We start from the raw sequence: 12,730 nt of genomic DNA on the forward strand, positions 1-12,730 counted from the left end.
TTACTTCTCCAGATTTTTGCCGATGATACGGATCAAAAAGATCGCAACGATATTCGCTAGGATGATGGCAAAGACCGCGCCAGCTGATGCAACACCAATATCGAATGCCTGCAAAGCCTCATTGAAAATCAAGTAAGCAAGGTTGGTACTCTGTGTACCTGGACCACCGTTCGTGGTTGTGAAGATCTCTGCAAAGACAGACAGTAAGAAGATCACTTCAATCATGATGACAACAGAGATCGGACGAGCTAAGTGAGGTAGATACATGTAACGGAATTTCTGCCAGTAATTGGCACCGTCCATTTCAGCTGCTTCAAGCTGCTCGCGATCCATCGATTGCAGTGAGGTCATAAAAATCAAACAGGCAAAAGGGAGCCACTGCCAGCTGATCATTATGATGACTGAAAAAAGTGGCAGATCTTGAAGCCAGTTGATCGGGGTTAGCCCAAAAAATGTCCAAACTTGAGCCAACACACCATAAATAGGGTTCATCATCATGTGTTTCCACAAAAGTGCATTGACGGTTGGCATGACAAAGAACGGAGAAATAAGTAGCAGACGAACAATACCTCGCCCGGGGAATGTTTCATTGATGAGAAGCGCTATCGCTAATCCACCAATCACAGTAATAGCAACTGTCGAAGCAAGCAGAACCAAGGTATTGATAATGGCATCACTGAATGCAGGGTTGGTGATCATGAACTCGTAGTTCATCCACCCAGCAAAACCGGTGCTATCTGGTTGCATCAAGTTATAGAAAATCGACGAAAAATAGATCGTCAAAGCCAGTGGCACGACCATCCAGATCAACAGTGTGATCACAGCTGGACTTAGTAGTAACCGAGGCATTAAGCGACTGCTTCGAGATTGCGAAGACATAATAAATTACCGTAAATAGATCAGAAAAAGTGCCCCCAGCTAAAGATTAGCTGGGGGCTTTTTAGGGTAAAAGAATACTGAAACCCTAAATTACAGCTTGCTTAGTAGTAGCGAGCTTTACGCATTTCGCGGTCAGCGTAAGCCTGTGCTGCAGCCAACGCCTCTTCTACACTTTTCTCACCTGCAAGAGCAGCAGCGAACTGCTGACCAGCCGCTGTACCGATAGCCTGGAACTCAGGAATCGCAGCAAATTGAACACCTGTGTATGGTGTTTTCTCGAAGGTAGAGTCGTATGGATTTGCGCTGTTGATAGCATCCATCTCAGCGCTTGCGAAGTTAGCAGCTGCCTGGAATTTCTCGTTAGCGTAAGTCGATGCACGAGTACCAGTTGGAACACGGCCCCAACCGTTAGTCTCACCAACTAGGTTGATGTAGTCAGCAGATGTAGACCACTCTAGGAACTTCATTGCAGCATCTTTCTTCTCAGAAGAGGCTGGGATACCTAGAGCCCAAGCCCATAGCCAGTTTGCACCACGTTTAGTTTTCTGAACTGGAGCCTGTGCATAAGCAATTGAGTCAGCTACTTTTGACTGGGCTGGATCAGATACGAAAGATGCAGCGATTGTTGCGTCAACCCAAGAGCCACACTTACCTTCGTTCATTAGAGCAAGGATTTCGTTGAAGCTGTTAGCTGTTGAACCTGGAGGGCCGTACTTAGTCATTAGGTCGACATAGAAGTTAATAGCAGCATTCCACTCAGCAGAGTCTAGCTGTGGCTTCCAGTTCTCATCAAACCAACGCGCACCGAAAGTGTTAGCAATCGTTGTGATGAATGCAGCATTGTCACCCCAACCTGGCTTACCACGAAGACAAGTACCGTACACACCATTTTCTGGGTCATGCATTGCAGCGATTGCCTGCTCCATATCTGCCCAAGTTGGGTTGTATGGAAGAGTGATACCTGCTTTATCTAGTAGGTCTTTACGGTACATAACCATAGACGACTCACCGTAGAACGGAGCAGCGTATAGGTTACCTTCGTGAGATAGACCACCGCGCATCGCTGGTAGGATATCGTCTACGTTGTACTCAGCAGAGAAATTTAGAGGCTCTAGCCACCCTTTCTCACCCCAGATAGGCGCTTCATACATACCAATAGTCATGATATCGAACTGACCACCTTTAGTTGCGATGTCAGTCGTAACACGTTGACGAAGAACACCCTCTTCAAGAGTTACCCACTTAACTTTGATACCAGTCTCTTCTTCGAACTTAGGCGTTAGCTTCTGCATCTCGATCATGTGACCGTTGTTTACAGTAGCGATTACTAGCTCAGTGCCGCCGTGTGATCCAGCGAACGCTTGAGTTGATAGCATTACGGCACCTGCAACGGCAGCCGAGAGCATTTTTACTTTCATGACGTACTCCTGTCGATTTTTTTCTTGTTTTGACACTAAATGTACTTTTATTCGCAAATTCGAATATAACCCTTAGCATCTGATCAACACAGTAGCATTAGATTTTTTCAAACACTTATACAAAAAAACTCAATGATTGTATTTTATTGCAATTCTATTTCGCATATGCGTTAACCAGTGCAATATAGTTTATAAATACGTCAAATAATGCAAAGTTTCGACGTTGAATATAGCCAATGCATTTTTTGGAATAAAAATAGTAGGTAGTTGAAATGTATTTAGGACTCGACCTAGGAACCTCTGGGGTTAAAGCCCTGTTAATGGATGACTCACAGCAGGTTGTGGGCAGCGAAACTGCTTCGATCACTGTCTCAAGACCTCACCCGGGTTGGTCAGAACAGGACCCTGCCGACTGGATTGCGGCCTGTGAAGAAGCGATTACTAAACTGAAAAGTCATCACCCAGAAGAGCTTGCTGCAACGCGTGCTATATCATTTTCAGGCCAGATGCACGGTGCCACACTGCTGGATGCTGAGGGCGAAGTACTTCGTCCATCTATTCTTTGGAACGACACTCGCAGCTACAAAGAGGCCGCTGAACTAGATGCCATGCCGGAGTTCCGAGCAATATCCGGTAATATCGTCTTCCCAGGTTTTACGGCACCCAAACTCGTATGGGTAGCAAAAAATGAACCCGAGATTTTTAACAAAGTAGCCAAGGTCCTTTTACCCAAAGACTACATTGCCTATTGGTTAAGTGGCGAATACATTTCTGAAATGTCCGATGCGGCCGGAACAAGCTGGCTAGATGTTAAGAATCGCTGTTGGTCAGAAGAGCTTTTATCATTGAGTGGAATGACGCTTGATCAGATGCCTCGTCTTGTTGAGGGATCTGAAGCGGCAGGAAGGTTACGTACTGAGTTAGCCAGCAGATGGGGTTTGAGCAACGACGTAATCATTGGCGGCGGTGCAGGTGACAACGCAGCTTCGGCTATCGGCATGGGCGTTATTGATGAGGGCCAAGCCTTCCTCTCATTAGGCACTTCCGGCGTCCTATTTGCAGCGACCAATGGTTTTAAACCACTTCCAGAGAGCGCTGTTCATGCCTTCTGTCATGCCATCCCAAATACTTGGCACCAGATGGGGGTCATACTCTCTGCTACCGACGCACTGAATTGGTATGCCAGGCTAACGGGCAAGTCAGCAATAGAACTTGATGCCGCACTGGAGGCCGAGCCTAAGGGGCCTGCTAGCGTCACTTTTCTGCCCTATCTTTCGGGTGAACGAACGCCCCATAACGATGCGCAGGTAAGGGGGATGTTCATCGGCTTAGATCACAGTTCTGACCAGAAGCTACTGACTCAAGCCGTTATGGAAGGGGTCGCTTTTGCTATTCGCGATAATCTTGAAGCTCTTATTGCTGCAGGCTCATGCGTCAACGAGATCATTGCGGTAGGAGGCGGCTCAGGGTCAACGTTTTGGTTACAGACGCTGGCTAATATTCTGAACAGAACTCTGCTGCTTCCATCCGATGGGGATTTTGGTGCCGCCTACGGTGCGGCACGTCTAGCAATGCTGGCTCACCGGAAAGCTAGCCCTGAATCACTACTGACTCAACCTAAGATTGAAGCTCGCATTGAGCCAGATGCAACTCTGTTGAATCAATATGAAGCAGCCTATCAACGTTACCGCTCTCTTTACCCAGCAATTAAGTCACTGAATCTATAAAGAGTATGTTAGCGTAAAGCTTGGCTTTACCAATCTAGAATTAACGAAAACTTAGAAGGGGTTAGCATGCAGTTCAGCCGTTTAGGAACCAGTGGATTAAGCGTTTCAAGAATCTGTTTGGGCACAATGACCTGGGGTAAGCAGAACACCCAAGCGGAGGCCGACGAACAGATCGAACACGCCTTATCAGTTGGTATTAACTTTTTTGATACAGCCGAAATGTACGCAGTGCCGCCAACAGCAGAGACCTACGGTAAAACAGAAGAGATCATTGGTAACTGGCTTGCTCGAAACCCATCCCGTCGCAGCGAGATGATCATTGCCACCAAAATCGCAGGTATCGGGTTACCTTGGGTAAGAAGCGGCGGCCCAATTACAGGCAAGGCAGTGATTGAGGCGGTCGATAATTCATTGAAGCGCCTGCAGACTGACTACATCGATCTCTATCAACTACACTGGCCAAACAGAACTTCACCTCACTTTGGCAAGCATACTCCGAACTTCTTCAAGTTTAGCGACATTAAAGCGGCTGAACATGAAGCTCAAATGTTGGATATCCTTAAAGGTTTAGCGCAATGCATAAGTGACGGAAAAATCCGTCATTTCGGCCTCTCAGATGATACTACCTGGGGCATCAACACCTATCTAAAACTGAGCCGACAGCATGACCTACCCAAACCGGTCTCGATTCAGAATGAGTTTAGTCTGTTGCATGCGAAAGATTGGCCCTACTTGATCGAGAACTGCGTTCACGAAGAGATCGCCTATCTTCCTTGGTCACCGTTGGCATCAGGATTACTCTCTGGCAAATACGCTGATGGAGCAATGCCGAAAGGAAGCCGCTGGAGCATCTCAAACCCCGCTGCCCTGCATCGGAATACACCCCAGGCTCATGAAGCTGTTGCAGAGTACGTCAAGTTAGCCAAACAGTTTGGTTACACCCCGTCACAGCTTGCACTCGCATGGTGTGATCAGGTTGATGGCGTAACCTCTACCATTATTGGGGCGACCTCAATGGATCAACTAAAAGAGGACATCGCCGCTTTTGATATGCTACTGTCTGAAGAGCTACAAACTGAGTTAGCGGCTGTCTTTAAGCGCTACCCTCAACCCTTTTAAGAGGCGGCTATCCTGATAGCCGATGCAAAATAAGAGATTGATATGAGCGAACAATTAAAAGGCAAAATTGCCGCGGTTACAGGCTCTGCGTCAGGCATTGGTTTCGCCAGTGCCAAAGCGATGCTGGATGAAGGTGCCACAGTTATCTTTATCGATCGAAACGAGTCTGCGCTGTCTGATATCTGCAGTCGTCTTGGGGATAAGGCTCTACCACTGGTCATTGACCTGCTCGATCCGGAACAGTGCAAAGAGATGGTGCCACGCATTCTGGAGATGACTGGGCATCTGGATATCTTTCACGCCAACGCTGGGCTCTATGTCGGCGGAGATCTCATGGAGTCTGACGCTGACCAGATTGATCGAATGCTGAATTTAAATATCAATGTGGTGATGAAAAACGTACAAGCTGTGTTAGCGCATATGATTGAGCGAGAGACCGGTGACATTTTGGTGACCAGCTCGCTAGCAGCCCACTACCCGACGCCATGGGAACCTATTTATGCCTCATCAAAATGGGCGATCGACTGTTTTGTTCAGACGACTCGACGTCAGATGTTTAAGCACGGCATTCGTATTGGATCGGTATCACCTGGGCCTGTGGCAACGGGATTACTCTCGGACTGGCCGGAAGGTAAATTAAAAGAGGCTCGTGCCAATGGCAGCCTAATCGAGCCAGAAGAGATCGCAGAGGCGTTGCTGTTTATGTTGACTAGGCCACGTCATATGACTGTGCGTGACATGGTCATCATTCCAACGAATTTTGATCTCTGATGGGCGAGTAATTTTCGCTTCGCACCGAGTGCTAGCTCCTAAGGCAGGTTTCATACCTTGGAGCTAGCGTTAAAACTACTTCAGCTTTCAGAAATTCGCTTAACCGCTCTTCGCATCGACAGACGATAAAGAAGCGGAATCACAAACAGCGTTAGCACAGACGAGAAGCCCAAGCCCCATACGATCGAGGTGGCGACTGGGCCCCAGATCAGTGACTTACCACCCAGACCCGCTGCAAGCGAAAATAGACCCGCCATGGTGGTCAGGGTAGTAATCAATACCGGAATGACCCGTCGACGCGAAGCATAAAGCGTCGCATGCATCAGGCTCATGCCATTGCCAATTCGGTCATTGGCGGCCGATATCAGTACGATCGCGGCATTCACGGCAATACCGGCTAAGGCCACGACACCGTACATAGTGTAGAGACTGAGCGGGTTTTGCGTCACGATCAAGCCCAATACAACACCGGTAAACGCCAGTGGCACTGTCGCCAAGATCATTAATGGCTGCCAGTAACTGCGGAACTGCGTGCCCAATATTAGGTACATCAAGCCGACGCCGACCAAGAAGAGAATCGCAATCGAATCCATACTCTCTTGGATATCATCCAACTCACCCGAGAAGTCGAGATCGATGGCAGGATATTGCGCTTCGTACTCCTTCCAGCGCTCTAGCAAGAAGGCGTTGGCTTGTACGGTATCCATACCGCCAGAGCGAAGGTCAGCCTCTAAGGTGATTGCACGACGGAAGTTGTAGTGACGAATGTTACCCAACGACTGTTTACGCTCCTCTATTACCAACTCCGACAGAGGAATAGCACCGCCCGCGGGAACAGGAATACGGTAGCTAAGCAGACGCTCAAGAGAGGGTAGCGACTCAGGATTAGCACGAACACGAACATCCAGGCGTTCACCGGCATCTCGCATACTCGCGACAACTTCACCGTCGACCAATAGGCGCAGGGTGCGACGAACATCCGCAGGGTTCAAACCTGTACGATTGATCGCATCACTGTCTAACTCCAGACTCAACTCATAACGACCACGAGCCGCATCGTCTTCAACATCCACGAAATCTTCGTGACTGTTCAGAATTTCAATCAGAATGTTGGTAGCGTCGCGAATCTCTTGGTAATCATCACCACGTACCTTGACCGAGATCGGTTTAGAGGCAGGCGGACCACCCGATAGGCGCAAGAATGAGATGCGAATCGGACCGGCAATGTCACCCAAATCTTCACGCACCGCATCGGTCATCTCTTCAACTGTGCGCAGTTCAGGTGTTTTAGGGTTTAGACCGACAAGAATCTGGCCGTACTGCTCGCCAATACGCGGCTCTGTCTCGGTAAACATCTGACCGGCATAGCTTGCGATGGCGCGCACTTCCCCGTCACGCACATTTTGACGGACACGCTCTTCCACACGTGAGACCACCTCCATCGTTTTCGCGACAGGCGTCGCTGCCGGCATTTCAACGTTCACATAGAATAGGCGGACAGGATCGGCCGCAAAGAAATCCATCTTAATGTAGCCGTTGCCTAGGGCACCGACCGCGCCTATCAGTGGCAATACGGCGACAATCAGTGAGAGAACCGGACGGCGCAGCGCTTTGATCAACAGACGAACATAGGTGATCTGCACGCGGTGGGTCATGGTTTCACGCAGACGCTGAATTCGACTCGGTTTATCAAACCCAACCTTAGCCGCCAAAATGTGGGCAGGCAGCATCCAAAAGGCTTCAATCAGACTGATCGCTAGGGCGATCGACACCACCATAGGAATAACCTTCATGAACTTGCCCAAAATACCGGGCAGTAGCATCAGCGGTAAAAAAGCGGCGATGGTGGTCAGTACCGCCGCTGTGACGGGAGCCGCTACCTCTTTCAACGAACCCTGAACGGCGGCAATCCCAGTAAATCCTCGCTGTAGCCGATAGTAGATCGATTCGACCACAACGACGGCGTCATCAACCAACATACCCAATACAATCACCACACCCAACAGCACGGTGACGTTCAACGTTTCGCCCAGTCCCGCCAGTACCCAGAAGGTGGCTGCCAAAATAAAGGGGATGCCGATCGCTGTGAGCAGTGCGATGCGTGTACCTAAGAAGAGCCAAGCCACAACCAACACCAGGATCAGACCGATCAGTGCATTGTTCTCCATGATTTGGATCGACTTGCGCGTCGCAATGGTCTGATCATCAATCAAGACCATCTCGACACCGGTCTCAACCGATAGAGCATTTCGCTCATCCATGTAGGTCTGAACACGCTCAACCAATTCCAGGGTGTTGGCACCCTCTTTCTTCATTACCGCCAACAGCACAGCCGGTTTATCATCGACACGTACTAAGAAACTAGAATCTTCACGAGCGCGCTCGACACTGGCGACACGTGACAGTGGCACTTCTCCCGATGCCCCCAATACCGGTCGATTGGCCAGATAGCTTGGGTCAGCGGCCGTACCGACAACACGCACCAACCAGTTACGATCGCCTTGTACCAAGTTACCAGCCGCCTCATCTTGGAAGAAGGCAGTAACGGTGTTGGCAACCTGTTGTGGGGTAATGCCTAGGGCTTCCAGTTCAGAGACATCCAGATTGACCTGCAGTTCTGGGTCAGGCAGTGCCACAGGGTCGATGCGAGAAACGCCTTTAAGCTGGGACAGATCTTTGTCGATACGAGTCGCTTGCAGACGCAGGTTCTCGTCATCCGCCAAGCTGGTCACCGCCACCGTTGCGGCAGGGAAGGCATTGGAGCTGGTGATCTCCAGAATCAGTGAATCTAACGCAGCATCCGGCAGTTCAGATTCAGTGTTTTGTATTTCACGACGCAGATCGGCTAAGCGTTTATCGAAGGTACGATCATCGATGTCCTCAAAGCGCACTAGGATGCTAGAGATCCCTTCGCGTGAATTACTCGAAACAAACTTTACATCGGCCAGTGAACGTAACGCATCTTCAAGCGGATCCGTCACCTTACTCTCGACATCAAGTGCCGTAGCACCCGGTAGCGGTGTGGTGACGATGATCCAGTTGAAGTTGATGGTTGGATCTTGCTGACGGGGCAGTCCTTGATAACTCAACAGACCGACCGCCAGTACTAGCAAGAAGGTCAGGTTAGCTAGCACATGGTTAGTAATGAAGCGTTGCCACATATCAGCGCACCTCTACCGCTTCGCCCTCGACTGCGAGCAATCGACCCTCGGTAATGACCTGTGACCCCTTGGGAAGATCAACCGCCGCAGGCTGACCCTCTATGGCACTGTCGACTACGAAGAATTGTGCGACACCCTGCTTTTCAAGCAACAGACCAAGCTTCCATTCGCCATCCACTTTACGGCGAACCAACAGTTCAGAGGAGACGTGCGGTTGATTGGCGGTCCAGGTTAAACGACCCGTTGCACCAATCTCGGGCGTCGCTTCAGTAAAAATAAAACGGTAGGTCTGCGTGCGTTCGCGACGATCAATAATGGGCAATTTAGCTCTTAACTCAACCGCGAAAGATTGGCCGTTGCTTTCAAACCACACCTTGCTCTCAGCAACCCCTTTTCCAGGGGCGACTTTGGCTTCTAGTTCTGCCCCATCCGTTTGAACCAACTGAAGCAGAGGCATACCGGGAGCGGCTAAGGCACCTAGCTGAGCCATTCGTGCTGCAATGACTCCATCGAATGGAGCAACCAGCGAACAATTTTCAGTCGCAATACCAGCCAGTTCAATCTGACGGTTTTGCACATCGATGCGGGCATCCAATGAGGTAAGCGCCGTTTCACGCTGTTGCAGAGCATCGTCACCTAGATTGCCTCGTTTGTTCAGAGTCTTGGCACGTTCGTATTGATCACTCAAAAGTGGGCGTTGTGAGCGCAACTCACTCAAAACCGCTTTTTGCGTCGCCAACTGACTCTCGTAGGTACGGCAATCTAAATTCACCAGTGAGTCGCCCTGCTTCACTCGATCACCCACCTCAACATTAATCTTCACAATACGTGCGGAGAGTTCAGCACTCAGCGCTGCATCATTGGCACTGATCACTTCAGCAGGTGCTGAGAATGTTGGGTAGTAGACCAAGTCCGCTAAAGACTGGGTCGACACCACAGGTGCTGCGTGAACACTGTTAGATAGGCCAAACACTAAAGCAAAAAGAAGGGAGCGCATCATTAACCTCGATTGTGACGGATGGTCTAAAGATCTAGACCGATATCTACGCAGTCTAGCGAGGAATGGTGCATTGCAAAATAAAAGAGTGAGAGGGTAGCCGACTGCACCCTCTCTTCAGGGATCAGAACTATTTAAGATCAGCGGTTAAAGTAACCTGAGTTTCAGGGTCTACTTCATCTATATGGTGCTGATAGTTGGGGTGATCCACACCAACGGCAAGGGCCGCGCCCGCTTTAAGTGTCGCAATCATCTCATCAGTTAATTCAAAACGCATGAAGTGGACGGCACTGGTCTTCTCTTCAGTACTGCGTTCTAAATCTTCATCGGCTATCGCAAACACCTTTTCATGGCCGAATACCTGAACATAGGTTTTGTGTTCAAGCCCGACCAACTTACCCAGTGCCACTTTGCGCTCGTCTGGATCGGCAAATTCAATGAGCTGTGTACACTTCAGGTTGGTCCCATCAGGAATCAGCGGGTTGTAGGCATCCAACTCATCTTGAATACCCTCTTCATCGAAGGTTTTCTCGATACGAAGCATCTCTTGGATCTGGTAGCGGATGGTCAACTCATCTTCAAACTGAAGCGTGACGTTGGGACCAATAAAGACCGTTCTTCGACGGCGGTGCTCCAGTGCCTTTTTACGAAATTCAGGACGTTCTTTGTGGTAGGTTTCCAGCGACATTAACGAGTCGCGTACTAATTGGGTCATACTCTACTCCTTAAATGCCATAAGCCTTGCGCAATAGTGATATTGGGTGTGACTTTTCTGGCTGCTTATCGTGATTTTTATCGATACCTTGTGCGATGTGAGCTCCTCCCAATGGGCAGTCACTCGAAATATAATCCGGATCAAAATCAGCCATCTGACGGAATACCGGCTTACCTATCTTCATCGCTTTTTCATGAAACTCTTTCTTAACACCGTAGGTGCCAGCGTGACCACTGCATCGCTCTACTGTTTTTAGTTCGGTATCAGGAATCTGCTTCAACATCTCTTCGGTTTTCTTACCGACGTTTTGCACGCGACCGTGACAGGGAACATGGTAAGAGACTTTACCTAGTCCTTGTTCAAACTCCGCTTTCAATAGACCATCTTTTTGACGTGCGATCAGGTATTCAAACGGATCCCAAAATGCTTCCTGGACCAACTTAACCTCTTCGTCATCCGGGTACATTAGTGGCAGCTCTTGTTTAAACATCAAGGTACAACTTGGCACAGCCGACGTCAGCGCATAACCCTCTTTGGCTAACTTAGCCAGTTGCGGGATATTGATACGTTTTAGCGAGTCCACCCCTTCAAGATCGCCCTGCTCTAGCTTCGGCATGCCACAGCAGACCTCTTTCTGAGCAAAGGTCCAGGGAATGTCGTTGTGCTCTAGTACGGCAATAAAATCTTCACCAATACCCGGCTCGTTGTAATTGATGTAGCAGGTCGCAAACAGTGCCACTTTTCCGGGTGTGCGTTCACCCGCTACAACGTCAAAAGTCTCATTCGGCTTGGCTTTGCTGCGTAACTTCTTGCTTGCAAATGGAGGTAACCATGCCTCTTCGTCAACGCCTAAGGTCGCAGAGAGTGCTTTGCGTGTCGGCTTCCAATGGTTAACCGTATTAATCGTCTCACTGACAATGGGGATACCGGCTAGCTTACCGGTGGTGTCAGTGCTGGATAAAATCTTGTCGCGCATGGGGAGACCCTTCTCTTTGGTCTCAACCGCTTTAGCGCGCAGCATAAGATGCGGAAAATCTAAATCAAACGGGTGTGGAGGTACGTAAGGGCACTTCGCCATGTAACACATGTCACAGAGGTAGCACTGATCAACAACCTTCTTGTAGTCCTCTTTAGCAACACCATCGACTTCCATAGTTTCGCTTTCATCAATCAGATCAAACAGCGTTGGGAAGGCGTCACATAAACTCAGGCAACGACGGCAACCGTGACAGATATCAAAGACGCGCTCCATCTCTTGGTGAAGGTCATCTTTGTCGTAAAAAGTTGGATTTTTCCAATCCAGAGGATGGCGTGTTGGGGCTTCTAGGTTGCCCTCTTTTTTTGTACTCATAACACTCTCCAGGCAAAGATCGATAGGTCGAACAGCTTGCCCGACCTATCGTAGGCTGATTACGCTTCCGCTTTGTAAGCTTCCAGAGTTTTCTGGAACTTATTAGCGTGACTGCGTTCTGCTTTTGCAAGCGTCTCGAACCAATCAGCAATCTCGTCAAAGCCCTCTTCACGAGCTGCTTTCGCCATGCCTGGGTACATGTCAGTGTACTCGTGAGTTTCACCTGCAATCGCAGATTCCAGTGCTTCCGCCACATTACCTGCAGCTAGACCAGTTTCAGGGTCACCTGAACCACCATCGATTAGGTATTCCATGTGGCCGTGCGCGTGACCAGTTTCACCTTCAGCCGTATTACGGAATACGTTGGCTACTTCTGGAGCACCCTCGATGTCTGCCATGTTGGCAAAATATAGGTAACGACGGTTTGCTTTTGATTCGCCAGCGAATGCTGCCTTTAGATTCTCTTCTGTTTTAGTACCTTTGAGATCCATGATGTTCTCTCCTATTTTTGTTAGCTAACTAAACAGAGCTTGGACAAGAAAATTTCTTGTCTCACTTAAAAATACGCCAGGATCTCAAAATTGGCTTAATT

10 protein-coding genes are annotated in these 12,730 nt (G+C 49.2%); 3 read left to right on the forward strand and 7 right to left on the reverse strand.

The features are described from left to right. Both XMA127_RS10080 and XMA127_RS10085 read right to left on the reverse strand, forming a co-directional pair. The gene (locus XMA127_RS10080) at nucleotides 1–879 is read right to left on the reverse strand and encodes a carbohydrate ABC transporter permease (protein ID WP_173482571.1); all 879 of its coding nucleotides are present in this window, start codon (nucleotides 877–879) and stop codon (nucleotides 1–3) included. 101 nt (nucleotides 880–980) lie between these two features. After that, entirely contained in the window at nucleotides 981–2,297 is a 1,317-nt protein-coding gene (locus XMA127_RS10085; RefSeq protein WP_173482572.1) for a sugar ABC transporter substrate-binding protein, read from the reverse strand. A gap of 272 nt (nucleotides 2,298–2,569) precedes the next feature. Here XMA127_RS10085 and xylB point away from each other — a divergent pair, with 272 nt between their 5' ends. The 3 genes from xylB (at nucleotide 2,570) to XMA127_RS10100 (ending at nucleotide 5,914) form a co-directional block, all read left to right on the forward strand. Then, nucleotides 2,570–4,024 carry a xylulokinase gene (gene xylB, locus XMA127_RS10090; protein ID WP_173482573.1) on the forward strand — a complete coding sequence of 485 codons (1,455 nt, stop codon included), beginning with the start codon at nucleotides 2,570–2,572 and terminating at the stop codon, nucleotides 4,022–4,024. Between the two features lie 66 nt (nucleotides 4,025–4,090). Beyond that, entirely contained in the window at nucleotides 4,091–5,143 is a 1,053-nt protein-coding gene (locus tag XMA127_RS10095; RefSeq protein WP_173482574.1) for an aldo/keto reductase, read from the forward strand. A 42-nt stretch (nucleotides 5,144–5,185) separates the two neighbouring features. Further along, nucleotides 5,186–5,914, forward strand: a complete 729-nt coding sequence (locus XMA127_RS10100; protein ID WP_173481725.1) for an SDR family oxidoreductase — start codon at nucleotides 5,186–5,188, stop codon at nucleotides 5,912–5,914. An 80-nt stretch (nucleotides 5,915–5,994) separates the two neighbouring features. On the opposite strand, the gene XMA127_RS10105 is transcribed toward XMA127_RS10100, so the two are convergent. From XMA127_RS10105 to XMA127_RS10125, 5 genes are all read right to left on the reverse strand, one after another. Next, on the reverse strand, nucleotides 5,995–9,075 hold the full coding sequence (locus tag XMA127_RS10105) for an efflux RND transporter permease subunit (protein WP_173494629.1): 3,081 nt from the start codon (nucleotides 9,073–9,075) through the stop codon (nucleotides 5,995–5,997). 1 nt (nucleotide 9,076) lies between these two features. After that, nucleotides 9,077–10,075, reverse strand: a complete 999-nt coding sequence (locus XMA127_RS10110) for an efflux RND transporter periplasmic adaptor subunit (RefSeq protein WP_173494628.1) — start codon at nucleotides 10,073–10,075, stop codon at nucleotides 9,077–9,079. A 127-nt stretch (nucleotides 10,076–10,202) separates the two neighbouring features. After that, nucleotides 10,203–10,787 carry a DUF3501 family protein gene (locus XMA127_RS10115; RefSeq protein WP_173494627.1) on the reverse strand — a complete coding sequence of 195 codons (585 nt, stop codon included), beginning with the start codon at nucleotides 10,785–10,787 and terminating at the stop codon, nucleotides 10,203–10,205. A 10-nt stretch (nucleotides 10,788–10,797) separates the two neighbouring features. Continuing rightward, nucleotides 10,798–12,138, reverse strand: coding sequence for a heterodisulfide reductase-related iron-sulfur binding cluster (locus tag XMA127_RS10120; RefSeq protein ID WP_173494626.1), 1,341 nt, complete (start codon nucleotides 12,136–12,138; stop codon nucleotides 10,798–10,800). Between the two features lie 59 nt (nucleotides 12,139–12,197). Continuing rightward, nucleotides 12,198–12,629: a rubrerythrin family protein gene (locus XMA127_RS10125; RefSeq protein ID WP_173481720.1), complete on the reverse strand. Its 432-nt coding sequence runs from the start codon at nucleotides 12,627–12,629 to the stop codon at nucleotides 12,198–12,200. Nucleotides 12,630–12,730: the final 101 nt, after the last annotated feature.

The organism is Marinobacterium sp. xm-a-127 (genome assembly GCF_013283425.1).
Classification (GTDB): Bacteria; Pseudomonadota; Gammaproteobacteria; order Pseudomonadales; family Balneatricaceae; genus Marinobacterium_E.